Consider the following 25752-nt stretch of genomic DNA (forward strand, 5'->3'; position numbering starts at 1 on the left):
CAACTCGAAGCGACTGCACGCCTCCCTGGGCTACAGGACACCGGAACAGGTCGAGAACGAGTATTATCAAAAGCAGATGGCACAAGCCGTCTCATAGCAGAGACGGAACAAAAATCAGGCCACTTCAACTCCCCTACCGAGTCTCCTACAGCAAGATCCGGCGAACGCCATCAGCATCAGGCCGGTGTGGCGAAATCGTCCCGGTCATTGTGGCGCGTTCGAGCCTACCGCAACTGGTTTGCCGCCGACACTGCCGACGTGTTCGCGGTCAGTCTGCGCACGTTCGCCATACCACTGGTCGGACTGGCCGTATCCGGATCCCCGTTCGTCGCCGGTCTGCTGATCACCGTCGAATCCGCCATCGGGCTGGTCCTGATGTCCATCGGCGGGGCGATCGCCGACCGGCACGACCGTCGTCGGCTCATGATCCTGCTCGGCATCATCGGCACGGCGTTGTCCGTTGCGGTGACGATACCGCTCGCCGCCGGCATGATGTCCGCTCCCCTGTTCGCCGTGATGGTCACGGCATTCGCGGTGATGAACGGACTGCTCGGACCGTCCAACGACGCGATGCTCAAATCGATCGTGCCGATGGATCGTTTCGCCAAGGCGCAGGCCATCCGCGAGGCGCGCGAATCCTGCGTGGAGCTGTCCGGCGGCGCGGTCGGCGGACTGCTGTACCGGCTCGCCGGATGGTGCCCTTTCCTCGCCTCCGCCATCCTGTACGCCATCGCCACCGTCACGGCGCTCGCACTGCCGAAACGAACCGATGTCCATGCGACTATGGAAACGACAACGGCGGCAACTACAGCAACGGACAACGCGCAGGATACCGTCCCGTCGTTCCTCACACAGTTCGCCGAAGGCTGGCGGTGGACGCTGACCCGACGCACGATCCTCGCGGCCATCGCGCAGGGCGCGACCGTCAACGTGGCCTGCTACGGCAGCATCATCGGCGTGCAGATCATGCTCGCCGAACGCGGCACCGACCCCGCGCTCATCGGACTGATCAACACGTTCACCGGCATCGCAGCGCTCATCGGATCGCTCGCCGCCGGATGGCTGGTCGGCCACATCCCAACCGGCCGGCTCATCATCCTCACCTTCGCGGTACTCACGGCGGCGATGATCCCGCTCACCCTCACCAGCTCGTACACGGTGATCGTTGCATGCATGAGCGCCACGTCACTGCTGTTCCCCGCGCTGAACGCGGGCGAACTCGGCTTCATCTACGGCCGCACGCCGGACGAGATGCAGGGCCGTGTCTCCACCGTGTTCGAAACCACGATCGGCGTGCCCGGCGCGCTCACCCCGGCGTTGGTCGGCTGGCTGTTGCAAACCCCGGGACTCGGTTTCCGCGCGGTCATGATCCTGGTCGTCGTCTGCGCCGCGGCCGGGTTGGCGCTCGCCTGCACGACCTCGACCCGGCACATCCCGTTGCCCAGCCGGTGGGAGCAGGCCGAACTGTAGGCACACATGCGGCGGCCGGCGTGAGACTGGGGCTTCTTCGACCTTCACGCCGGCGGCACGGTTCAGCGGGCAAGGCTTACGTTTCAGCAAACATGGGATCCGCGTTTATCGTTCTTCGGGTGTTTGCATGGAGCTGGAGGCCGGTTCGAGATGCTTCCATGCTCTCGAATGACCTCCGTCTCCCCTGAACCCGGTCACGGGATGGCATATACGGCGATAATGCCATCGCGTGCGAGGCAGATCAGTCACGCGATGGCATTTCACCCCGAATATTCCATCCCGTGACCGCCAAATACTCGTACGATACCCCGGCCACGGTCACGCGATGGAATTACGTTCTCGTTTGCTATCCCGTGCGCAACCGCTCCATCACGCGATGGAAATTCACGTCAAAATGCCATCCCGTGACCGCGAAATACCTGCCGAACACCCCTTATCACACGCACGGGATGGTCGTACAAAGTGAAAACACCATCGTGTGCGCAGCACACTAATCACGAGATGGAAGTTTCAACCAAAACGCCATCCCGTGACCCAACCAATCTGACGCACAAGCCGCAACGGCATAACCCGGCCGCGCATGTCGGCGAAGATGCTGGCAAACTCGCCACGCCGGGTTTGTCTTCTTTATATGCGGAATTGCTTGCGCCGCATGACTTTGAGATAGTTCTTACGGAAGTCATGTCGGTCCTTGAACATCTTCCGGTCGGTGGCAGTGTCCTCGCTCGCGTCGAATTTCAACGCGGTCAGTTCGATGGTACACATCAGATCCGCCGTTTGCTCAAGACGGTAATCCTTGGGCTGTGAGTCCCGATACACGACGGCTTCTTTGGACAGCGCATAGCCGATGGAGCCTTTCAACGCGTTCGTGACGATTTGTTGGCCATTGTCGTAGTAGACCTTGATCGTCTCGTACGACTGGAACTCGTCAAGATGAGACAGGAAGAAGTCCGCCAGGTCTCGCTTGAGCTGCGCCTCGAACCGGGTCCTGCTGCCGTCGAACAGGCTTTTGCGGTGTGCGAATGTCACATAGCGGAACGGCAGATTGCGGGCGAGTGTGAAGAACGCGAAGAACAGCCGCTTGCGATCCGCGAGAGAAACGTTCTCGTAGTCGTCATGCCCATTGAACAACGGTCCGGCATGGAATGGAATATCCGGAAGACCCGAATCGATCAGATGACGCTCATACTTTTCGATATGCTCTGTTATAGGCTCGGACTGTACATGGAACACCAACGTGATGAGATAGTATTCGGACAGTTTGCCCCACTCACCGGACTCATCCACAAAGACGCTCAACTCGCTCAACCGAATCCCCCGTCAAGACGGTGGGAGAAAGAGATGCCGGGGGAATACCCCCGGCGACTTGGAGCCTCGCCCTTACGGGACAAAGCAAAGTTCATTATGCTAGAGCGCGCAGCAACATGCAAGCATCGCATCACAGAAATTAGTTGCTATTCGGCATCAGGCTGAAACCAGTTCGCCGTGGGCGGCGTATTCGTATGAGTGCTCATACAAGTACGTGGGCGAGATGTCAATGTCACCATCGCACCAAGTCAAAACTCCGTGATCAATACGGAAGTCCTCGAACGTGCTCTCGTCCTGCAACGGGGCGAAGGCAGGAACATCGTCGTACATCTCGGTGAAGTCGCACAGGCGCGTCTCGCCGGTGGAGAACGTCACCAGCATGATGCGGTCGCCGGTGACGCGGGCCGAGCGGATTGCCAGCTCCCGAACGGGCTCATTCGCATACAGGATGCCGTTCACTTCAAACATGACAGGCTCCTTCCCTCACGAAAGCGGCTTGATACGGTCGAACGGTCGACCGGACACGGCCTCGTTCCACGCTTTGTAGAGTTCATCCTCATGCAGGACCAGCCATGCGGCCACCAGTTTGTACTGCTTGGCGGGAAGGGAGCCGGCCAGCAGCTCACCGTCGATGCCGGTGGAGGTCTTGAAATCACCGTAGTACACATGGACGTGAGGCTTATGATGCTCGCTTTCATCACATCATGCGAACGATGATTCCAAAGAACCTGCTCAACTCCGGCATGCCCACCTCCATTCCGATATCTCACATGCACGAGGAAGGCTCTATTCCGAGTATATTCCCGCAGCCAGGAGCACCATCGCCAGCGATCACAGACCCATAGTCAGGTGTCGCACAACCACGACAGGATTCAATCAGCCTTCCGCGTCTCCTACAGAGCGCAACCCAGAAGGAGCCCCCTATGCCTGTGCGGCGAATTCATCGCAATGCCAACGCGGGTTGCAGCCGTATGGCTTTGATGGCCGGGGCGAGGGATCCGATCAGCGATGTAGCGACGGATGCGAGCACTGCGACCATCGCCGCTGTGTACGGGTATGCCGGTGGTTCAAGCGGTGAGTCGACTGGCAATATCCATGGAATCGCCCAGACCAACACTGCGGAGAAGAGCACCGTGGCAAGGGCGATGATCAGGCTGAGCAGCACCGATGAGCCGATGACCTGGATGGCTATGCTGGTTCTGGTGGCGCCCAGCGCGCGGCGGATGAGCAGTTCGCGTGAGCGTTGCTCGATGCCGGCCAATCCGATGTTGATCATGCCGATTGCGGATACCGACAGCAGCAGCACCGCGGTGATGATGACGCCGAATTGAAGGAATCCGATGACCTGCTCGTACTCGTCGGCGTTATCGGTGCGGTTCCATGTCGATACGCTGCCGATGCCGGTATCGAACAGCAGGTCGTTCAATGCGTTTTTGGTTTGTTGTCCGTCCGTTCCGTCGCTGAGGTGGACGAGTACGGTCAGTCCGTCCGGTTCCCATGCCTGCGGCCAGTAGCGTTGCAATGTGGCCGCGTTGACGTAGATGACGGGTTCGTCCGCTCCGTCGGCGATGACGCCGTTTACCCGTGCGGGGACCTGTTGCGGGTTCCCGGTCCGGGCGAGCGTGATGGTGCCGTCATGCACGTACTGTCGGGCGTTTTCGTTGACGACGGTTTCCAGTGTGGCGGGTTCGGCCGCTTCAGTCAGCCAAGTGCCCGTAATGATGGGGGCGGGCATGACTCCCGTTCGAGCGGCATCGGTAACGATAACGGTGATGTGTCGTATCCCCGAAGCGTCGTCGCCGTCGCCGGATAGCGCCCATATGGCAAGGTCGTTGAGATGGTATTGCGCCGACGCTACGCCCGGTCCGAAACTTGCGAGTCGTTGCTGCAAGGCGGCGGTGGCTTGCGGATCAGCCAATGATGCCGCGTCGACGATGGCACTGTAAGTGGGAGTCTTGCCGCTGAGCCGCGCGTTGATCGATTCCAAATAGTCGCGGCCGAGTGTGCCGACAAGGACGCCAGCGATGAGCGCGATGATGCCGATGAACATCGACAGGGCGGTGAGACCGGTGCGCAGCGGGTTGATGCGCAGGTCTTTGGCGATGATGCGGATCATGACAAGTGTCCCCTGTCTATCGTCAGCTGGTGCTCGCATCGGGCGGCGAGCTGCGGATCGTGTGTGACGAGGATGAGCGTCACACCTTGCTCTCGGACCTGTCGGAACAGCATGGCGGCGACCATGTCGCCGGTTTCGGTGTCGAGCGCGCCGGTCGGCTCGTCGCAGATCAGCAAGTCTGGATCGGCGACCAGCGCGCGGGCGATGGCCACTCGCTGCTGTTCGCCTCCCGACAGGCGTGACGGCATGCTGTCCGCGCGATCCGCAAGACCGACGGCATGCAGCATGCGGCAGGCGCGTCTTCTGACGGTTCTCATGGGCACCCCGCCACGGTATTGCAATGGGAGACCCACGTTTTCCCATGCGTTCAGGTGCGGTATGAGGGAGTAGTTCTGGAACACGAAGCCGACATGTCGGCAGCGAAAGCGTGACCTGTTGGCGTCGTTCCATGCGCCGCAGTCCCGTCCGTCATAGGAGAGGGTTCCCGTGTAGTCGGTGTTGAGCAGTCCGATGATGGATGCGAGGCTGGTTTTGCCGGATCCTGATTTCCCTACGATGGCGGTGGACGTGCCGCGTTCGAAGGACGCGCTAACGTCGTTTACCGTCGTCAGATGGTCGCCGTCGGGCAGTCGCACTTCGGCGTTCAGATGGTCCAATTGGATGAGGGGCGTCTTCATGATTGTGCTCCGGGTGCGAGGTTCGGGGCCGTTGAGGCCACCGTGTCGCCTTCCTTGAGACCGTCGAGGATGATGATTGAGGTGCCGTCTGAAGCGCCCAGTTTCACGTTCACGGTAGTGAACGAGTCGCCATCACGTTTGCTGACCTGACCGGAACCAAGTCTGCCGGCCACCGCGGTGACGGGCAGGATCAGCGCGTCCTCGATGGTGGGTGCGGTCAGCACCACGACGGCGTTCTGGCCAGGGCGTGCCTGCACATCCTTTGGGAACAGACATTGCAGCGTTCGCGTCGATTCCGCGCCCTGGGGGCCTGCCGATGATCCAGCCGTGTCCTGCTCGGATGAAGCCGGCATAACGGCACCATCGTCCACGATCGCCGCACAGTCCGTCGGCCCCTGCGCATCGGTGATCTGGAACCTGCCGGCAAGCCGTTGGTCCGAACCGATGATCGTCAGCATCGCGGTCGCGTCCACTTCGGCGCTCATGCCGCCGTATCGTATCGAGAACAGCGGGTAATGCTCGGCCACGTCGTTGTCCTGCGTAACCGACTCGATCACACCGTCGACCGGGGTGGTGACAGATTGGTTGTCGATGACTCCCAATTGGTCTCCCGCATGCACGTATGTCCCCTGATCGGCCGTGGCGTGGAACCAGCCTTTCACCGGAGCCGTGAGTGCGAACAGGGAGGCCAGTTGCACGCTGGTGGATGAGGAGACCAACGGCGTAATACCACCTTTACGCACCTCAACCGTGGATGTCGCGCCGCTCGCCGTGGAAGTTGTATCGGCCGACGATGACTGCGGCGAGCACGCCGTCATGGACACGCATATCATCATGGCCATCACACACGCCAGTACGCGCTTGGATGCGTTCACGGCGTTCATTGCGACAGTCCGTTCTCTTGCCGGTACCACGTACAGTCCGAGTCGTAGAACTCCCGCATGGTCGAATAGTCGCCGAGTTCGGACTTGCCGATCACGTCGTTTTCGAACGTGCCGTCCCTGTCCTCGTAGTAGGTCTTGAACCAGTCGGCGTCCAACAGTTTGCGCAGCTGCAGGAGAGATTTGCCGGCCTGTTCGGTGTTGGTCTGGCTGTTGTCGAGTATGTTGCGTTCCACCGAGCACTGCCAGTAGAAGTACGCCTGTCCTTCCCCGCTGCCCTTGGTATACAGCGAAGATGCAGCCTGCGCCTTGGGCATGTGTTCGGGAAACTTGTCACCGTTCATCAGCTCGAAGGGAAAATCCTCGACCGTCGCCCTGTATTCCTCATTCGCCTGCTGCCAGGTCAGCATGCCGCCATTGTTCGCGGCATCGCCGGTCGGAGACGTTCCGCAACCGGACAACAACAGCATCGCCGCAATCAGAGCGACGGCTCTGCATCGCATCCACGGTTTCATCATCATACTCCTTCATCGATCGCGTGACTGTCACCCACCATTAGCCCACAAGCGGCGATCCGAAACCAAAAGACTGTCATGCGCGCGCATGACAACGATACAGCGAAGACCGTGGAACACTCGTACGATTGGATGACATGAACGACATGCCGGGTTCACAGACCATCTCCATCGGGGTACTGGACAATGATTCCCTCGCCCTCAACGCCATAGCCATGATGACAAGTCGTCTTTCCCCGCAGTTCCATGTCATCTGGAGCACCACGTCGCCAGCCGTGGCATTGCAACGCTGCATGACCCATGTCACGCAACCCGACGTGCTGGTCATCGACATGGCATTGGGCGGCATCACCGGCGCGGACATCTGCAAGAGAATCCGCCGGCGCACCCCGGCGATCGGAATGGTGTGCGTCACCTCCTACGACCTTGACCTGTACCGCCGAGACGCGATCGAAGCCGGCGCGCAATGCCTGATAGCCAAAGACGGCATCGTCAAGGAACTTCCGCAGGCCATACGGTATGCGGCCCAAGGCAATCCCATCCTCGGCAGCGGATTCCCCACCGCGCAGGACGCCAATCGAAAACTCAACGATGCACATGCTGCCGGAGACCGGCTGCTGGAATCCGACAAACCATCACTCTCTTCAAGGGAACGGGACGTGCTGCGACTCTACGCGCGCGGATCATCCACCGACGAGATAGCCGCGCTCCTGAATGTGGGCAAGGGCAGCGTGTTCACCTACGTCAACCGGGCATGCCGTAAACTCCATGCCGCCAATCGCAAGGAGGCCCTCTCCATATGCGCCCGATACGATCTGCTCTGACCCGCCTACGCCACCCGGTCATACTGGCGATCGGCCTGGTTCTAGCCGTGGCGATACCCGTAGAGATGGGCATATACTCATCCCAGAATTTGCTGTCATGGTCGACCATACGCATATCGATGCTCGTCTCCGCCCTGTGCGCCATGCTTGGAGTGGCACCGGTATGGGTGTCCTGCCTGCTGTTCGCGGTGGCTGGATACGCGTTGCTTTGGCTATTCTCACCATTGACGACCATCATGATCGCCACACTGACGGCCATCGCCGTGCTCTCGTTCGTCAAGCCTCACGCTGGAGCCGGCTCCGCAGTGATTGCCTTCGTCGCTCTCACCGCGAACAACATGCAGAATAACCTCACCGCGTCGAACATCGTCGGCATGATCATCATATGCCTGTGTCCGCTGTCGCTGGGATTCGGGCTCAACCTGCTGCTCGCCCGACGACAGGCGGCCGCGGCGCTCAAACAACGACTCGACCGCGAACATACGGCACGGCATCTGCACGACACCATCAGCAACGACCTCGCCTACATGATCCTGCGCATTGACCAAGCCAGTCACCGCGACCCACCCTTCGATCAGAACCAATACCAGCGGCAGCTCGCAGATCTGCGCGCCATCGCCGCAACGGCGCTTGACCACACCCACCAGGCGATACGGCAACTCGAACACACCGACGGACCAAGCACACACATCGTCCAATCAGACGGCGAGACCGACAAGCAGGTGGAACAGCAGCGAAAACGACTCGACGACATCATCCAATCGCAACGCCAACGCCTTAAAAGCCTGGGATTCCAAGGCGACGACATCCTCGGAACATTCGATCAGCCGCTGACAGACGATGTCCTCGATCTTCTCGAAGGGATGCTCAACGAACTGTACGCGAACATCGCCAAACACGCCGATCCCAATGTCTGGTATGCCGTTACGGTCTCCTTCGACCAGCGGCACGTCATCGTCTCGGCGAGCGATGCGTTGAAGGACGCCGGTATACAGCTTGGGCTCGGCAGCGGACTCGAACGCTACCGAGCCATCATCGAATCCGTATCCGGAACCTTCGCCGTCACCGACGACTCCGGCATCTGGAGCGCGGAAATAACCTTCCCATTATGCCGGCGCCTTTAGCGTGCGAAATCCTTCATCTCCGCGGCGGTGAAATGTGCGATCATCGTACGCCAGACGGCTTCGACCAGCTCCGGATCCGCATGGGATTGTTCAGCCAATCCGCGCACTTTGGCGATGACCGCCTCCACGCGTTGGGGCGCCTTGACGTCGTCCGCACTGTTCTTGAACTGTGCGGCCTGCGCCACGTAGGCTCCACGCTCGGCGATCAACGCAACCAGCCGGGCGTCGATGCGATCGATATTGGCCCGCACCTCCTCCAAGCTTTCACAGGCGCGTATTTCCGCTGGTTCGTCAGTCATGTTCAGCATCCCTTTCATCCGTGTTCGTGACATCCATGCGTTGTTCCGCCACTTCGAATCGTTCCGTCACCCTGAAGTGCTCCAAAACGACAAGCGTATCGTCATCGATCGGAAACGTCGGGTCGGCGAATCCGGCGCGGTATTCGTCGGAGTTCCAGAACGTCTCGTGCGTGCGCCGCCATTGCGCCGCGGTCGTATCGCCTTCGCCCTCGCTCAGCGCCTGCCGGTCGGTCACGTCGCCCAAGCGGGTCACGGCGATATCGGTGGTGGCCAACACCGCCACGCCCTGCCCGTTGGAGTCGACCAATACGGATCGGTCACCGACACGTGGCAGTGGCTCGCCGCATGACGTATAGTCAAGCAGCAATGCGGAGGTCGCGGTTTTCATGCCATCGAGAATCAACCGAACCAGCCGGTCACGCTCCGGACCGGGCATCATGAACTCCGCCTTCGGCAGAGCTGCAAGCTCCTGTGTCTCTGGTCCCGATTGCGCCGTTGCTATATCGTCATTCACCGTCGACTCCCCCACTCGTATTTGACAACACTGATGCCGATCGTAACTGCTGTGCCGATCAAGCGGAACATCTGTCATCCAAAGACGACGTAATTCGCGAACAGTCAGCCCTGACCGACGGCATCATAGCTCAGATTCCCCGTACCGTCGTTGGAGGATTCTTGAAACCCATCAACGATTTCCGAGGTACCGATCAACGAAAATAACGGCGATACGAGACGGCCGCGTTCGCGTCGCGTTTGATGACGCCGGTCTGCACCCACCGACTCGACGCATCGCCGAGCCGTTTGTCGTAGTTGCGCGTCGTGGACCATGACAGCAGAGTGAACCGTTCGGCGTCGAGATCGTCGATGGTTCTCAGCTGTGCGGTGGAACCGTGCAGCGGCGCGTATCCGCCGCGCGTGGGCGCGTCGTTCGCGTCGAGGAAGTAGTAGTACGGGCAGTCGCGGTAGTACCAGTATGCGTCGACGTACGTGTACTCGTCCTGCGCGACGACCGGCTGCTCGGCGGAGCAGACGACCTGTCGGCTCAGTGCGGCTGATCCGGGCGTATCGTTGCGGTCGAAACTGTGGTTGCCACGTACGCCGTACACGATCGTGCCCGCAACCAGTATCGCGAGCGCCACAGCGTAGATAATCAGCGCGCGGCGTCCGCGCATCCGGTACGCGACGACGCACGCCAGCACGATCGTGGCGTAGACGAACGGTGCGATGATACTGAGATACCGTACGGAGAACATACCGTAACCGCCGCTGGACAGTTCCTTGACGGCGGACCATAGCATCAGCAATGCCGCCGGCACGACGGCGAGCATGACGATCAGCCATGCGGCCGCGACGGGTTGCCGTGAGAATACGCGCTGTTGCGACGCGGGTTGCGGAGACGTGGACTGTCGCGATGACGACGTGTACAGCGAGGACGCAGGCGGCTGCGATGTCGACGGTTGCGGTAGGGTCCGCGTCCGCGCGCACAGACGTTCCGCGATGAGGATGCCGACGATCAGCGTCATCGTGACGCCGACCAGCAGCGAGACGATCGACGGCAGTTCCGTTTCCGTCATGCCGAGCAGCATGACGTCGACCGCGTTCGCCACGCCGGACATGTTCGTGCGTCGGCGTACCGGCGGCAGCACGGAATTGTCGAGCTGACTCAGGAACGTCGGCATCCATGGCAGGAACAGGTCGATCGACGCCATATAGGCGAACAGCCATCGCCACGCTAATAGCCACCGCCACGAGGACAGACGCCGCATGCGCCATGATCGCACGGCAAGCCAGATCGCATGCGTCAGCCAGACGAACGCGGTGAGATACAGCGTCAGCATGCCGAGCGTGACGGTCACGGCATACGCAGCCCACCAGGCGATGCGACGACGGTCATCGTCACGACAACGGCCATGTCGGTCATCATATCCGTCACCATCATGCCCTCCGACATCACTCCGACCATCATCCTGCGCATCTTCGCGGAGGCGACGGCAATCGCGCGCCCCGATCACGCCGACCGCACGCAACAGCAGCATCGTGCCGCCCACGGCCAAGAGCATCGCCGGCGAATACATGCGCAGCTCGTAGCCGTAGCGCAGCATGAATCCGCCGCACATCAGCACCGGCATGCACGCCATCGCCACACGCGCGCCGCACAGGTCGCGCATCAGCATGACCAGCAGTCCCACGGCGAGTCCAAGGCACACGCAGTTAGGTATCCGCAGTAGCGCAACGTCATCGCCTACGGCAAGCGTCCATGCCTTGAGCAGCAGATAGTACAGCGGCGGATGCGCGTCGACGGCGGTGAGCGCGATCAGTCGCGGCACGGGCTGGCTTGCCAGCATCAGCGAATACTGTTCGTCGAACCACAACGATTGGTTCCGTCCCATCAGCCAACTGAGTACGGCCGTCGACAGTGCACAGCACACAGTCAGCACGGGGAATACGACGGGAGGCAACGATGGCGCGGAGGGCAGGGCGTCATCGTCGCGACTGCGGCCGACGGCATGTCCGTCGTGCATACCGGTTTTGCGATCAACCGTCACCATAGTCAGCGTCCTCCTGTCGCATGGCAGCCGACCGGTCGAATATCGCCGGCATCGCCAGTATCGCGAGCGCCATCGTCGATGTTGCCGTCGCGGATGATGTAGTTCGGCCGGCGTTTGGATTCGAGATACGTGTTCGCCAGATACTGGCCGATGACGCCCAGGCACATCAGCTGCAATCCGCCGATGAACGTGACGATGCATGCGAGCGACGGCCAGCCTGCCACTGGATCGCCGAACATGGCCGCGCGCACTGCGATGAAGCAGGTCGCGCCGAACGCGATGCCGCACAATAGCAGTCCGATCCACGAGGCCACGGATAGCGGCAGCGTGGAGCATGAGATCAGTCCTTCGATCGCGTAACGGGTCAACTCGAAAAAGTTCCAGTTGGTTTTGCCCGCGACGCGACGCGTGTTCGGATAGTCGATCCACGCCGTGCGGAAACCCACCCACGCGTACAGTCCCTTGGAGAACCGGTTGCGTTCGGTCAGCGACGTCAGCGCGTCGGTGACCCGGCGGCGCATCATGCGAAAGTCGCGCGCCCCGTCGGGCACGTCGACCGGCGACATGACGTTCATCAGCCGATAGAACATATGCGCGCACGCGGATCGGATCGGCGGCTCTCCGGCACGGGTCGTGCGTCGCGTCGCCACGCAGTCGAGCGTCGGATCGTCGCGCAGCATCGCGAACATGCGCGGCAGCAGCGCGGGCGGATCCTGCAGATCGGCGTCCATCACCGCCACGATGTCGCCGTCTGCGGCATCGAGCCCGGCCAGCAGCGCGCCTTCCTTGCCGAAGTTGCGGGACAGCGAAAGCCAGCGAATCACGAACGGGAAACCATGATCGTCGCCGGCCTTCCGCAACAGCGTCGCCGTGCCGTCCGTGGACCCGTCGTCGACCAACACGAGCTCGACCGTCGTTTCCGGATACGTTTCGGTGATCTCGCCGACGGCCCGCGCGACGTGCGACAGGAACAACGGCAGGCACGCCTCCTCGTTATGGCAGGGCACGACGATGGACAGCGTGGCGGTCTGCCGCTCGACATGCGTGCGCGTGCCGGTTTCGGCCATCGCCGCGATATGATGTGAGCGCGCTGTGGAAGTGCATGCGGTGTGTCTGCGTGGCGAACGCTTCCGTCTATAGACCATGATCCATGTCCCTTCTCCCCTGACGATTCGCGACTATGCGAACCGTCGTACGAGCCCTGTGCCGTACGATTCCAGTGTGCGTTCATTGGACGGGGAACGTGCCTGTATCGTCCCTGATTACGCGCCGGGGATACCCTGACCGCCGTTCAGGGGTGCAACGCAATCGGTAGGGGGAGATTTCAAATGCAAGCTGGTTTCATATGTCCTCCCGACGAACCGCTTCAGGCACCGGCCTGTCCCGTCGGCCGGCACCGAACGTGCGCGGTCAAACCTGTCACGATCCATTGATAAAAGCGTCGGCGTCATTCACGCAACATCGTGTCAAGCGATCGCATGACAGACATCATGACGCGAATCGCAGCAGTATGCCAATCGCAAGGGAAGCACGTCAGCCAAAGACGACATGGGACCGGATCGGTGAGCGGACGGCTAGGCAGCATGTTTCGCAAGCGGCATCGTCGCGTGGAGGATCCAGGTGCCGTCCTCGGCGGACGTGTGGATCGTGCCGCCGAGCGTGGCGAAGCGATCGCGGTGCAGGGACAGGCCTTTGCCGGAATGCGGCTTGTCGGGCAGCGGGGAATGCGTGGCGATGTCGTTGACCTGATCGACGATCAGCGTATCGACGTTGCGACGCACGACCACTTTGTAGGTTCCGGCACGATCGCCGTGCACGGCGATGTTGGTGTACAGTTCGCGCAGCAGCGCGACGACCTCGTCCAATCGTTCGGCGCGGCCATCAGGCAGTGGATCGTCGATCAGCAGGCGCACATCGACCAGCGTCGAATCACCGGAGAATCCCAGTCGGGCAAGATACTGGTCGCCCCGTGTCATCTCATTGCGGATCCGTTCCGCGAACGAATCGGGACGGGCACTGTCGACAGTATTGACGGTGTCACCGGCAGCATTGTCGCCAATGTTCACGTCCGTGTTGGCGGCATTCTCGTCAGAGTTCCTGTCAAAGTTCCTGCCGCCGTTCCCATCCGCGACATTGCCGTCACCCGTATCATCGCCATCAAGCATGTCGATGACCGTGCGCACCTCGCCGAGCGTGTCGATCGCACGTCGGTGCAGATCGTCGAGCATCGCGATGCGCTCGGTATCGGTCTCGCGCGAGCGTTCGTAGTCCAAGCGCATGGCCATGTATGCGAGATTGTTCGTGACCGCGTCGTGGATCCTGCTCGCTGCCAACTGGTCGCGTCGCATCGATTCCAACCGTTGCCGCGCCTGCTCGTAGCGCAGGCGGTCTCGTTCCGCCCGGCCGGCCGCATCCCGCCACGACAGCGTGCGTCCGACCGCATACAGTCCGACGAACACCATCAGCAGCGTCGCGTATCCGTCCACGCCGATGCCGTCGGCGACGAACTTCGTCCACCGCACCACGCAGATGACGATCGGCCACAGCCAGCCGGTCCACGACTTCGCGTACAGGCCGAGCACGGCCACGGCCAGAAACGTGCCGAACAGCAGACTCGACCCGCCCGTATCCGGCAGCAGGCAGCACGCCATGAACGTGACCGCCACCGCCATGGCCATCGGCCGCGGCTTCCACGGCATCGCCAGCACGCACGCCACATGCACGACCGACAGCACCGTCGTGGCAAGCAGTTGCGCGGGGTATATCGCCATCTCCGCTATGGTCAGCCCGGCGGCGACCACGGCGATGAACGCCATGATGTTTCGAGGACGGAAGACCCGCTCCACTGCGATCTTGCGGCACTTGTCCAATCCCGTGCTCATGCTCGCGATCAGTTCTGCAACATCAGCCATGCGGCCACCGCCTGCGTCCGGTTCCTCGCGCCCAACTTGCGCGCCGCGCGCATCACATACGTCTTCACCGACGATGCGCCGATCCCCAGCATCATGCCGATCTCCTGCGAACTCCTTCCCTCGGCGCACAAGCGCATGACCTCGCGCTCGCGTTCCGTCAACGACGCCGTCACCGCACCCGATGCCGCAACGTCCGCAGCCGCGTCTGGCCGGGTCACAGTCTCATCGTCGGCACCGGATCCAGCCTTCGCCGCAAGCAGCACATGCGACTGCACCGCGGTCAGATCGGACACGTACCGGGTCCTCGGCATCCGACCGTTGGCCAATGCGACCGCCGCATCGCAGATGTCCTTCACCCGCGCCTTGTCCATCACGCACTGCGCGCCCGCAGCCAGGGCGTCGGCGGCGTAATGCTCCAGCGAGAACGACGTGACGCCGATCAACGCGACGCCAGCCGTCGCCGCACGCACCCGCCGGCACACCTCCACGCCGCCCATACCCTCCAGCGACATGTCCACCAGCAGCACGTCCGGCCGGGAGACGGACGCTAGGCAACGCTCGACCGCATCCTGTCCGCGGCGGCACGTCCAGACCACGGTGGACTGGGGCAGTTCGCGGCGTATCAGCAGCGTCAGCATCCGCAACGTCAACTGGTCGTTGTCCACCACCGCAACGCTGAAACGCTCCCCGTCATACATACGCACCACCTCGAAACAGAACGGCTCGAAGACATCATAACGACGGCGACGCCCAGCGTCGTGCGGATCATCGTTTCAGACGTATTCGACGTTGCGCAAGATCAACCGTCGACGGCGCCGACACAACGGCATCATTCTGGCGAAGCGGCGACGGCTCCCCCGTTCCGTGCGGGGCGGTCAAATGCGCGAACGCGGACGATCGCACGATCAAAACGTATGACATCACCATGCGAACCATGCTGCATGGCATATAATTGTTATCGCAAACATTACTGGAATCACTACCGTTTTCAACGAGGATTATCATCATGGCCGAACTCACCAACGCACAGCGTCGTACCGAACAATTGCCGTATCACTACGACGACCCGAACATCATGGACGGCCAGCTCGAATGCCAGGAGAAGCTCTGGGAGTTCAACCGGACGCACCCCACCGACGCGGAAGGCAAACAGCGGCTCCTCAAGTCGATGTTCGCCGAGATCGGCGACGGCTGCCACGTCGAGACGCCGGCGCATGCGAACTGGGGTTTCGCGCACGTGCACATGGGCAAAGGCGTGTACTGCAACGTGAACTTCACCTGCGTGGATGATGCCGACATCACCATCGGCGACTACTGCATGTTCGGGCCGAACGTGGTCATCGCCACCGCCGGTCACCCGGTGCTGCCGGTGCTGCGCGAGCATCACTACGTGTACTGCATTCCGGTCACGATCGGACGCAACGTGTGGGTCGGCGCGAACGTGACCATCCTGCCGGGCGTGACTATCGGCGACAACTGCGTGATCGGCGCCGGTTCGGTCGTCAGCCACGACATCCCCGCGAACACGGTCGCCTACGGCGTGCCGTGCAAGGTCGTGCGCGAGATCGGCGAGAAGGACCGCGAGTTCTTCTACAAGGACCGTCGCCTCGACGTGTGGGAGTGAACCGCTTCACAGGCAGGACCGTTCGGATCTCCTACAATGGGACTCGTGGGCAAGGATTCGAGGATGCGATCGATCAGGCGTACGCTCTGGTGGCTGGGGTTCATCTGCCTGTCACCGATGGCACTGTCGTGGGTCGCGGACAGGCCCCTTGAGAACCTGTTCTCTGGGGTGCCGCTGTCCTGCGACCTGACGAAACCGCACTGCGACACGATGACGGGAGTCATGGTCATGGCCGCATCATGTCTGACCGGCTACGCGATGTGGATCGTCGTAGGCATCCTGGCACTCACCCAAGTGGAGCGCAAGACGCACGTCCTCTTCGCTATCATGCAAGGACTGGTGACGACTGCCACGCTTCTGGCCTCGCTGCCACCCATGTTCTTCGCCACGCTGACCATCCTCATCCAGTTCGGCGGCTGATCGGCACGATCATGACAACCGATCGGACATCATGCCGTCCAAAGACGACACGGGGCTGACAAAAGGGCACGGATCGCGAGCGCCTGTTTATCATGTCACGTATGGGTATTCTTATCGCACCGATCGAACCACAATGGTATGAGCAGAAGGCGGCCGTGCAGTCGCGCACATGGCGCGAGTTGAACCAAGGGAAGATCGACCAGCGGATCGTGGACTTGATCACGCCGCAGTTCGCGCTCAAGCTCACCGAGACGTTCGTGAAGGATCCCGATCAGGTCACTTTGGTCGCCTTGGACGACGATAAGGTGATCGGATTCGCCGAACTGTTGCGCACGCCGCGCCCGCCGATCGACCGACCCGGAACAGCTGAGCTGGCGTCGTTATACGTGCTGAACGACCATCATCGGCACGGGGTCGGCCGCGCGCTTGTGGAGGCCGGCAAACAGGCCATCGGCAACGACCGGCTCGCCCTGTGGGTCGTTGGATTCAACACGAACGCGCAAGGCTTCTACCGGCATATCGGCTTCCATGAAACCGGCCGCACCCAAACCGAGGACATGGGGCCGGAACTCGAAATGATCAACTACTGACTGCCGGCCCGGCGTGGGCGTCGGCGTGCCTACACTACAACATCATGTGCAGAAGATTCGTGCTGGACCTTGACTGGGAGGCGCTGGCGGCCGGCCTTGACATAGCCGACGACAACATAGATCGCGATGATCTGCCTGAGCCGTCCTACAACATGGCACCCGGGCATACGATCGCAGTCGTTGCGCAAGGCCGGGACGGAGCACGGCATCTTGCCGGCGCGCGATGGTCGCTCGTCCCCGCTTGGAGCCGTACCGACGTACTCCCCTACCCGACGTACAACGCGCGAGTCGAATCCATCGCCTCCAAGCCGACGTTCGCCGCATCGGCCCGTTCGATGCGCGCTCTCATCCCCGCCAACGGCTACTACGAGTGGAAGGGCGGCACCAACGGACGCCCCTTCTACTTCCATGCCGACGACGACCACGCACTGTATATGGCCGGTCTCTTCTCATGGTGGCGGCGCTCGCTGGGTGCCCCGTGGCTGCTGACCGCCACCATCGTCACCTGTCCGGCGACGGACGGCCCAGCCAGCGTGCATGACCGCATGCCATTGCTGGTGCCGGACGATTTCGTCGGCCCGTGGCTGGATCGGTCATCTGATTGCACCGACATGCTGGACGACCTGCGCAAGCAAGGAACGGAACTGTCCCGTTCGCTACGATTCCACGAAGTCGCTCCCCTGCCGGATCCAGCGGAAACCGTCCACAATAACGACCCGAAGCTTATCCGTCCCATCAGCCGGAACACCGGTACCCCGGCGTTGCTGTTTTGATCATTCGCAAGTACTGCCATACACTTCACATGACCATCAGAATCTCCAGACACCGGTAGCACGTCCGTCATTCCCTTCCGCATCCAAGAAATCCGTTGTAAGACGGTCTTCTATCAGCGGCGCCTTCGGACCAGTGACCTTGACGATCACCTGACGTTCCAACCGTATTCGTTCCTCGATGAATGCGGTTTCCATGCTCTCATCCATCAGGCCAAGCGTTCGGGCAAAAGCGAACCGGATACCCAGCGTCCGTACCATCCGTTCAAGCCGCATCAGATCGTGATCCTCACGGTCATATTGTCGCTCCCAAATCTCACCGCCCGGAAGCATGGGGTGTCGTTTGCGTTTCAACCCCTGATACAGACCGCTTACCTCATCAAGATCACGGGTTTCGTCGACAGGCAGAAAAGCCATTTTCAACAGCGTGTCCCTACTGGAGGCACGTCCTTTCCCCGTTCCGGCACCTTGCCGTTCAAGCATGGATGCGATGGTGATCGGTCGAGTCATATCGACGCGGCACAGCATGTCGAAACGAAGCGGAGCTTTCGACCATGCCTTGAGCACGACGCTCAGTGGGACATCGGCGTCTTTCCCCAACTCGCGAGGGAACGGCAACCGCGCCGATGCGATTGACGGCGTACCAGCTTCGATCCTGTTCCTCAGCCAATCGTTCTCGTCGCAGGTCGAAGTGACGTACCCATGATCGAACAGACCCAGACGTCCTGCCCGACCTGCTATCTGACGCACCTCCAACGCGGTAAGCATGCGCTCTCTTCTTCCATCGTATTTGCTGACCGAAGTGAACACCACCCGACGTATCGGAAGGTTGAGTCCCATGCCCACCGCATCAGTGGCGACCAACACCTTAGCCTCGCCAGACGCAAAACGTTCCGCCTCGGCCCTGCGCGCAGGCCACGGCAACGCACCATAGACGACGGCGGTGGGAATGCCCCGTTCCTCAATGTTTGCCGCTCTGACAAGCACATCCTGTCGATCGAACGCAATCAGTGCGTCACCCGGCTTGCAATCACCGTCCAAAGGTTCCGGTTCGACGCTTAGCGGCGTCATTCGTTCATGTCGGACGATGTGCATGTCGTCTCCGCACAAGGCGATGAGCGTCGTTACGATATCCACTGCTTCGGGAGCCATGCACACATGCACTTCTGCGGCGTCGATGCCGAGTATGGCACGTGTCCATGCCCCGCCTCGCTTGCTGTCGGCGACCATCTGCGCTTCGTCGATCACCGCGCACGCATACGGATGGTCCAGATCGACCATTTCGATGGTCCGTGACGAATACCGTGCTCCTCGTTCGAGAGACCGTTCCTCGCCGGTGATGATGTCACACGCGAATCCGGCTGAACGCAGACGCTCCCCCGTTTCCAGTGCGAGCAGACGCAATGGTGCCAGATAGATGCCGGAACCAAAGTCCATCAGCGCCTGCAACGCATCATGAGTCTTCCCGCTATTCGTAGGACCGACGTGTAAGACGAAATGCCGCCGACCGTGACGAAAGCCCGCATAATGGTTGATCGGATCCGACGCCGCCTGCGATACGGCGATCAGATCACGTGCCGTAGACTGCTGCGCTTTTTGTGCGGCTTTCCTCGCCTTGATGAGCTTCCCCGACTTTCCCATCGATCGTATCCTTTCCGGTGCGTTTCGAGACATCATCGTCGCAGACCATCTTACGCGTGTTGACTTCCATGAATTTCACCGGAAAACCGCGGGCTTGCAGTTCGGCGGCGGCATCGGCGATGGGGATACGCTCCTGTTCGAGACGGAGGAATTCGACGCCTTTACCAGTGCATAGAGACTCGTACAGGCTGCGTTCGTCAGGGTACAGTCCCGGCAGCGGTTTCGGCTGCTGCCGCTCAAGCGGCTTGTCTTTTTGATCGCAGTTCGTACCGTAACGGCCGTACCGTTCATAGGCCGCACGATCCATGAACATGGATGCGCAGTCGAGTCCGGTCTGCCTGATGTCCGAGAGGATCTCGAACCCGGCCGCATCCATGTCGCCCCAATAGACCACGTCGATGCCGGCCGAGCGTTCGTCGAACAGCCATGGCAGCAATGTCAGGCCGTCCGCCGCAGCCTTGCCCGAACCGAATACGCACAGTCCATGATCGATCGGCGGCATAGCCTGATACGTGTCCTTGTTCTCCACGATCACCACGTACCGGATGCCAAGAGCGCCGCCTTCCGACCACGGTCGCACGGCCACAAGATTCGGCTCATGCACGCGCGCCGGGTCGAGATGACGGAACCGCAGTTCCCGCGGACGTTCCGTCAACCCCAGTTCGCGAGCGCACAACAGTTCCACGGCCTTGCGCCGTTTGGTCTTCTTCCGGTCGAGCCATTTGGCGCTGAACCCGGCAAGCGGCACCTGCCGCGGCGTCATGCCGGCCGTATCATGCGTCTTCGCGTACGCGGCGACCTGCATCAGCAGATCGAAGTCCACGTCCGTTTCGTCGCGCAGCATCGAGGCGATGCGCATCGCCGTCTCCGGTTCGATCGCGAACGCCGCGAGCAGCCGCGCGTGCCGGTCGCGGGTCCGGCGATACCGTGCGGCAAGACTGCGGCCGACGATGCGCAGGGCCGTCTGTTCGTCGGGGACGATGATCTTGTCGATCAACGATACGCTCGTGCCGATCACCCGCGTTTTGGTCACCGTCGGGCAGCCGTGCGCATGTGCCCAGTCGCGGATCGCATTGTTGTTCGCATGCACCGTCAGGGCGTTGGTTTCCAACGCGTCGCGACCGGGCAAGCCGACCGTTACGCTGATCGGATACGCCGGGTCACAGCGGTACATGTCGGCTTCGACGCGGTGTTCCACTGCGCCGACGATCGCCGTGACGTCCTTCATTCCGGCCATTACTGTTCCTTGTCCGCGGCTGGCCTTCCTCTACGGCCGGTATACAGCGTGTAGTACCGGCCCTGCTGGGCGATGAGCTCGTCGTGGGTGCCTCGTTCGATGATGCGTCCGGCTTCGATCACCATGATGCAGTCGGCGTTGCGGATCGTGGACAGCCGGTGCGCGATCACGAACGTGGTGCGTCCCTTCATGAGCTCATCCATGCCGGCCTGCACGAGCGACTCGGTGCGCGTGTCGATCGACGAGGTCGCCTCGTCCAAAATCAGCGCGGGCGGGTCGGCCACGGCGGCGCGGGCGATCGCGAGCATCTGCCGCTGGCCCTGGCTCAGCGAGGCGCCGTCGCCGGTCAGCTGCGTGTCATAGCCGTTCGGCAGCTTCTCGATGAACGTGTGCGCGTTGGCAAGCTTGGCCGCGGCGATCACCTCCTCGTCGGTCGCGTCGAGCCGCCCGAACCGGATGTTCTCCATGATCGAACCGGAGAACAGGTGCGTGTCCTGCAGGACCATGCCGAGCGAACGGCGCAGGTCGGCCTTGTGGATATCGGCGATGTTGATGCCGTCGTACGTGATCGTGCCGGAGTCGATGTCGTAGAACCGGGTGATGAGGTTCGTGATCGTCGTCTTGCCCGCGCCGGTCGAGCCAACGAGCGCGATCTTCTGCCCGGGCTTGGCGAACATCGTCATGTCGTGCAGGATCGTCTTGCCGGGCACGTAGCTGAACGTGACATGGTCGAGCCGGATGTCGCCGCGCATCGGCACGATCCCGCCGTCGGCGCCACGCCAGCCCCACCGGTCGGTGCGATCGGCCGTCTCGGTCAGCTTGCCGCTCGACGCGTCCCGACGCACGCTTACCAGCGTCGTCCTGCCGTCGTCCGATTCGACCTGCTGATCGAGCAGCTTGAAGATGCGGTCCGCGCCGGCCAGACCCATGACGATCGAGTTCAGCTGCTGGCTGACCTGGCTGATCGGCATGGTGAAGCTCTTGACGAACGTCAGGAAGCTCACCAGTCCGCCCAGCGTCAGTCCGGTCACCCCATTGACCGCGAGCCAGCCGCCGACGAGCGCGCACAGCACGTACGCCACGTAGCCGAGCTGGTTGTTGATCGGCCCGAGGAACCCGGAGAACATGTTCGCCTTGTTGGACGCGTCGAACAGGGCGTTATTGCGTTCGCGGAAGTCGGCCTTGGCGGCCTCCTCGTGCGTGAACACCTTGACCACGCGCTGACCGCTCATCATCTCCTCGACGTAGCCGTTGAGCGCGCCGACGGACTTCTGCTGGCGGGAGAAGTACGTGCCGGATTTGCCGGTCATGACCTTCGTCATCCAGATCATCACGCCGGAGACGACGAGCACGACGACCGTCAGCGGCACGCTCAGGTAGATCATGCTGAACAGGATCATGACGATGCTGAACACCGAGTTGATGATCTGCGGGATGGACTGCGAGACCATCTGCCGCAGCGTGTCGATATCGTTCGTGTACAGGCTCATCACGTCGCCGCGCGTGTTCGTGTCGAAGTAGCCGAGCGGCAGCCGCTGCATGTGTTCGAACATGCGGTCGCGCAGCCGGCGCATGAAACCCTGCGTGATGAACGCCTTGAGCACGGCGCTCACCGCGTTCGCGATGATGCCGGCCGTGTAGATCGCAGCCATCGTGCCGATCGCGGCGAGCAGCGGGCCGAAATCGTGGTCGTGCGTCGCGAGCATCGGCGTGATGTAGTTGTCGATGAGCGTCTGGAAGAACAGGTTGCCGCGCACCTGCGCGACGATCGTGACGACGATCAGCGCGATCACGATGCCGTACTGCACGCCGTACATGCCGAACACGAATCGCATGAGCCGCATGAAGATGCGGAACGGATGGTCGAGTTCTCGTGCCTGCTTCGCGCCCGCCGCCATACGGCCGGCATTGCCCCTTGGTCCCGGCATCAGCACACCTCCTTGTCATCGTGCGTGCCGTTTTCCTGCACGCCGTCCGTCACAGCGCCGTCCGTCACGTCGGCGTTCGCAACGCCATCCGAGACGACGTTCGACAGCTGCGCGAACTGTTCCTCGTCGAAGTCGCCACCGCCCTGCGTCTGCAGTTCGACGATGCTGCGGTAGATGTCGTTCGTGCGCAGCAGTTCGTCGTGCGTGCCGACGCCGCTGATCCGGCCATCGTCGAGCACGACGATCATGTCCGCGTCCTGGACGCTGGAGATGCGCTGCGCGATGATGATCTTCGTCACGTCGGGCATCTGGCTGGCGAACGCGTGCCGGATCCTCGCATCGGTGCCGGTGTCGACCGCGGACGTCGAATCGTCCAGGATCAGCACCTTCGGATCCTTGAGCAGCGCACGTGCGATGCACAGACGCTGCTTCTGGCCGCCGGAGAAATTCTGGCCGCCCTGTTCGACCTTCGACTCGTAGCCGTCGGGCATCTTGTCGATGAACTCGTCGGCGCAGGCGATCGCGCACACGCGCCTGCAGTCGTCGACGGTCGCGTCCGGGTTGCCCCAGCGCATGTTGGACAGGATCGTGCCGGAGAACAGCACGTTGTTCTGCAGGACGACGGCGACCTTGTCGCGCAGGGTCTCACGGTCGTAGTCGCGCACGTCCACGCCGCCGACCTTGAGGCTGCCGCCGGTCACGTCGTACAGACGCGGGATGAGGTTGACGAGCGTGGTCTTGGACGAGCCGGTGCCGCCGATCACGCCGACGACCGAGCCGGACGGGATCGTAAGGTTGATGTCGGTGAGCACGTTTTCCGGACCCTTCGCGATGAGCTGCCGGGTCGCTTCGATGCGGCGCTTCGCGGCCGGATCGTTTTCGGACAGTTTGACCGCCGGGTAGGCGAAGTCGACGTGGCTGAATTCGATCGAGCCGTCGGCCACGGTTTCGACCGGATGCGCGGCCGCGGGCATGTCGTCCTTTTCTTCGAGCACTTCGGCGATGCGGCGGGCGCTGGCGGACGACATGGTGATCATCACGATCGTCATCGACAGCATGACCAGGCTCATGAGGATGTTCATGCAGTACATGAGCAGGCTGGTCAAGTCGCCGGTGGTGAGCTGGTTCTGCACGATCAAATGCGAGCCGACCCAGCTGATGAGCAGCAGACACCCCCATACGGTGGTCTGGATGATCGGGTCGACGGCGGCGAGCACGAGCTCGGCCTTGAGGAAGATATCGTAGATGCGTTTCGACGTGGCCTTGAACACGCGCGTCTGCATGGGCTCGCGGGCGAACGCCTTGACCGCGCGCATGGCGGTCACGTTCTCCTCGACGGACTCGTTCATCGCGTCATATTCGGGGAACGCCTGGCGGAAGTATTTCGCGGCGATGTTCATGAGAATGCCGAGGATGGTGCCGAGGATGACGACCGCGCCCAGGTAGATCAGCGCCATCGTACCGGAGACGACGAACGCCATGCACATGGCGATGATCAGGCTCGAGAATGCGCGCGGCACCATACGCAGGATCATCATGAACGCGTTCTGGATGTTCATCACGTCGGTGGTCAGGCGCGTCACGAGACTCGGCGTGGAGAACCGGTCGATGTTCGAGAACGAGAACGTCTGGATGTTGTCGTACTGGTCCTGCCTGAGGTTCTTCGCGAAGCCGGTGGCGGCGCGCGAGCCGAACACCGATCCGAGGCATCCGACCGTGAGCCCGCACAGGGCCATGAGCACCATGAGCCCGGCCGTGCGTGAGATCACGCCCATGTCGCCTTGCTCGACGCCTTGGTCGATGAGCGTGGCCATGAGCAGCGGGATGATCATCTCGCATGCCACTTCGCCGATCATCCATATCGGCGTCAGGATCGCATCCCGTTTGTATTCGCCGACATGTTGCAGCAGTATTCGTACCGTCTTCACTTGCCGTTCCTCCATGCTGGTGGCGATGCCCGTGCATCCATGCCGGGCCCAACGCCTGTGAACGCAAACAAGACTAGCAACACCGCCGGTCGGCGTGCGTCGCCGCATCCCACATGTCGGCCGACGGTCGGTAATCAGCCGTCATAACGACACTCGCGGCACAGTTCCATAACCGAATAGAACAGTGCCGCAATGTCATATACGCAGTTGCCGGACGTCTGCAATCATGCCGATTCCAAACCGATCCACAACGTAAGCCGCAAGTCCGGCCATCGCCTGGCCGGACCGATCGGCCGTCAGTCGATCAGCTTGTATCCGTGGCTGGCGACCACGGACTTGAGCTTGGCGAGGTAGTCCTCCGCCGCCTTCGACAGTTTCGCGCGCTCGTTGGTGATCCAGCCGACGAGCATCGTCTCGTCCGAATCGAGCGGCACGGTGACGATCTTCTCGTTGTTGAGGTCGCCGTTGTCGATACCGGTGCACACCGTGTAGCCGTTGAGGCCGACGATGAAGTTCAGGATCGTGGCGCGGTCGGTCACGTTGATCTGCTTCGGGTTGTACTCGGGCCAGACGGCCTCCTCGGCGAAGTAGAAGCTGCCGTCCTCGCCCTGCTCGTACTGGATGAACGGGTAGGGCTTGAGATCCTCCATCGTGAGCTTCTTCTTGGTCGCCAACGGGTTGGTGCGTGCAAGGAACACGTGCAGCGGCGCGCGGAACAGCGGATGGAATTCGAGGTGCTTTTCGCGCAGCAGCTTGCCGATCACGTCCTTGTTGAAATCGGACAGGTACAGGATGCCGATCTCGGAGAGCATGTTGGCGACCTGGTTGATGATGTCCTTGGTGCGCGTCTCGCGGATGGTGAACTCGTATTCGTCGGACTTGATCGAGTTGATCATCTCGACGAACGCCTCAACGGCGAACATGTAGTGTTGGGTGGAC

Annotated in this window: 24 protein-coding genes and 1 pseudogene; 7 read left to right on the forward strand and 18 right to left on the reverse strand. The window is 61.6% G+C overall.

Annotated elements, in window-relative coordinates; all coding sequences use genetic code 11:
• Positions 1-207: 207 nt before the first annotated feature.
• Positions 208-1470 (forward strand): MFS transporter, encoded by a 1263-nt coding sequence (locus tag JS533_RS10055; RefSeq protein WP_241514317.1) that lies wholly within the window; start codon positions 208-210, stop codon positions 1468-1470.
• A 627-nt stretch (positions 1471-2097) separates the two neighbouring features.
• Here the strand turns inward: JS533_RS10055 and JS533_RS10060 are convergent.
• From JS533_RS10060 to JS533_RS10090, 7 genes and pseudogenes are all read right to left on the reverse strand, one after another.
• The gene (locus JS533_RS10060) at positions 2098-2778 is read right to left on the reverse strand and encodes a DUF3800 domain-containing protein (protein ID WP_241514282.1); all 681 of its coding nucleotides are present in this window, start codon (positions 2776-2778) and stop codon (positions 2098-2100) included.
• Between the two features lie 156 nt (positions 2779-2934).
• The gene (locus JS533_RS10065; protein WP_241514283.1) at positions 2935-3246 is read right to left on the reverse strand and encodes a DUF2442 domain-containing protein; all 312 of its coding nucleotides are present in this window, start codon (positions 3244-3246) and stop codon (positions 2935-2937) included.
• Positions 3247-3261: 15 nt separating this feature from the next.
• Positions 3262-3459: pseudogene (locus JS533_RS10070) on the reverse strand (DUF4160 domain-containing protein); the annotation flags it as partial.
• 259 nt (positions 3460-3718) lie between these two features.
• Positions 3719-4894: an ABC transporter permease gene (locus JS533_RS10075; RefSeq protein WP_241514285.1), complete on the reverse strand. Its 1176-nt coding sequence runs from the start codon at positions 4892-4894 to the stop codon at positions 3719-3721.
• Positions 4891-5571, reverse strand: a complete 681-nt coding sequence (locus JS533_RS10080; protein WP_241514286.1) for an ABC transporter ATP-binding protein — start codon at positions 5569-5571, stop codon at positions 4891-4893. Before JS533_RS10080 ends, JS533_RS10075 begins: the two co-directional genes overlap by 4 nt.
• Positions 5568-6389 carry an efflux RND transporter periplasmic adaptor subunit gene (locus tag JS533_RS10085; RefSeq protein WP_241514318.1) on the reverse strand — a complete coding sequence of 274 codons (822 nt, stop codon included), beginning with the start codon at positions 6387-6389 and terminating at the stop codon, positions 5568-5570. The genes JS533_RS10080 and JS533_RS10085 overlap by 4 nt, the downstream gene beginning before the upstream one ends.
• 62 nt (positions 6390-6451) lie before the next feature.
• Positions 6452-6862, reverse strand: a complete 411-nt coding sequence (locus JS533_RS10090; protein WP_241514287.1) for a hypothetical protein — start codon at positions 6860-6862, stop codon at positions 6452-6454.
• A 242-nt stretch (positions 6863-7104) separates the two neighbouring features.
• On the opposite strand from JS533_RS10090, the gene JS533_RS10095 reads away from it, so the two are divergent.
• Positions 7105-7791, forward strand: coding sequence for a response regulator (locus tag JS533_RS10095; protein WP_241514288.1), 687 nt, complete (start codon positions 7105-7107; stop codon positions 7789-7791).
• A 119-nt stretch (positions 7792-7910) separates the two neighbouring features.
• Complete coding sequence (locus JS533_RS10100) at positions 7911-8915, forward strand: histidine kinase (RefSeq protein WP_241514289.1); 1005 nt, start codon at positions 7911-7913, stop codon at positions 8913-8915.
• Here JS533_RS10100 and JS533_RS10105 read toward each other — a convergent pair.
• The 6 genes from JS533_RS10105 to JS533_RS10130 all read right to left on the reverse strand — a co-directional run bounded on the left by JS533_RS10105 (position 8912) and on the right by JS533_RS10130 (position 15373).
• Positions 8912-9214 (reverse strand): chorismate mutase, encoded by a 303-nt coding sequence (locus JS533_RS10105; protein ID WP_241514291.1) that lies wholly within the window; start codon positions 9212-9214, stop codon positions 8912-8914. The genes JS533_RS10100 and JS533_RS10105 overlap by 4 nt on opposite strands.
• Positions 9207-9728, reverse strand: a complete 522-nt coding sequence (locus JS533_RS10110) for an ASCH domain-containing protein (RefSeq protein WP_241514293.1) — start codon at positions 9726-9728, stop codon at positions 9207-9209. The genes JS533_RS10105 and JS533_RS10110 overlap by 8 nt, the downstream gene beginning before the upstream one ends.
• A 193-nt stretch (positions 9729-9921) precedes the next feature.
• Entirely contained in the window at positions 9922-11604 is a 1683-nt protein-coding gene (locus JS533_RS10115) for a glycosyltransferase family 39 protein (RefSeq protein ID WP_241514295.1), read from the reverse strand.
• Between the two features lie 161 nt (positions 11605-11765).
• Positions 11766-12830 (reverse strand): glycosyltransferase family 2 protein, encoded by a 1065-nt coding sequence (locus tag JS533_RS10120; protein ID WP_241514297.1) that lies wholly within the window; start codon positions 12828-12830, stop codon positions 11766-11768.
• Positions 12831-13337: 507 nt separating this feature from the next.
• The gene (locus JS533_RS10125; protein ID WP_241514299.1) at positions 13338-14675 is read right to left on the reverse strand and encodes a sensor histidine kinase; all 1338 of its coding nucleotides are present in this window, start codon (positions 14673-14675) and stop codon (positions 13338-13340) included.
• Positions 14654-15373, reverse strand: a complete 720-nt coding sequence (locus tag JS533_RS10130; protein WP_241514300.1) for a response regulator transcription factor — start codon at positions 15371-15373, stop codon at positions 14654-14656. Before JS533_RS10130 ends, JS533_RS10125 begins: the two co-directional genes overlap by 22 nt.
• A gap of 308 nt (positions 15374-15681) precedes the next feature.
• Between JS533_RS10130 and JS533_RS10135 the strand changes: the two genes are divergently transcribed.
• From JS533_RS10135 to JS533_RS10150, 4 genes are all read left to right on the forward strand, one after another.
• The gene (locus tag JS533_RS10135; RefSeq protein WP_274619237.1) at positions 15682-16299 is read left to right on the forward strand and encodes a sugar O-acetyltransferase; all 618 of its coding nucleotides are present in this window, start codon (positions 15682-15684) and stop codon (positions 16297-16299) included.
• Positions 16300-16362: 63 nt separating this feature from the next.
• The gene (locus JS533_RS10140; RefSeq protein ID WP_241514302.1) at positions 16363-16719 is read left to right on the forward strand and encodes a hypothetical protein; all 357 of its coding nucleotides are present in this window, start codon (positions 16363-16365) and stop codon (positions 16717-16719) included.
• Between the two features lie 92 nt (positions 16720-16811).
• Positions 16812-17309, forward strand: a complete 498-nt coding sequence (locus JS533_RS10145) for a GNAT family N-acetyltransferase (RefSeq protein WP_241514303.1) — start codon at positions 16812-16814, stop codon at positions 17307-17309.
• Between the two features lie 44 nt (positions 17310-17353).
• Positions 17354-18082 carry an SOS response-associated peptidase gene (locus JS533_RS10150; protein WP_241514305.1) on the forward strand — a complete coding sequence of 243 codons (729 nt, stop codon included), beginning with the start codon at positions 17354-17356 and terminating at the stop codon, positions 18080-18082.
• A 36-nt stretch (positions 18083-18118) separates the two neighbouring features.
• Here the strand turns inward: JS533_RS10150 and JS533_RS10155 are convergent, their stop codons facing one another.
• The 5 genes from JS533_RS10155 to JS533_RS10175 all read right to left on the reverse strand — a co-directional run.
• Positions 18119-19720 (reverse strand): helicase-related protein, encoded by a 1602-nt coding sequence (locus JS533_RS10155; RefSeq protein ID WP_241514307.1) that lies wholly within the window; start codon positions 19718-19720, stop codon positions 18119-18121.
• Entirely contained in the window at positions 19650-20957 is a 1308-nt protein-coding gene (locus JS533_RS10160) for a Wadjet anti-phage system protein JetD domain-containing protein (protein ID WP_241514309.1), read from the reverse strand. Before JS533_RS10160 ends, JS533_RS10155 begins: the two co-directional genes overlap by 71 nt.
• A complete protein-coding gene (locus JS533_RS10165) occupies positions 20957-22885 on the reverse strand; it encodes an ABC transporter ATP-binding protein (RefSeq protein ID WP_241514311.1) in 1929 nt (642 codons plus the stop codon). Before JS533_RS10165 ends, JS533_RS10160 begins: the two co-directional genes overlap by 1 nt.
• A complete protein-coding gene (locus JS533_RS10170) occupies positions 22885-24813 on the reverse strand; it encodes an ABC transporter ATP-binding protein (protein WP_241514313.1) in 1929 nt (642 codons plus the stop codon). The genes JS533_RS10165 and JS533_RS10170 overlap by 1 nt, the downstream gene beginning before the upstream one ends.
• A 296-nt stretch (positions 24814-25109) precedes the next feature.
• Positions 25110-25752, reverse strand: a 643-nt coding sequence (locus tag JS533_RS10175) for a LysR family transcriptional regulator substrate-binding protein (protein WP_241514315.1), incomplete at its 5' end; no start/stop codon positions are given.

Source organism: Bifidobacterium amazonense (assembly GCF_018555435.2).
In the GTDB taxonomy this organism is placed as follows: domain Bacteria; phylum Actinomycetota; class Actinomycetes; order Actinomycetales; family Bifidobacteriaceae; genus Bifidobacterium; species Bifidobacterium amazonense.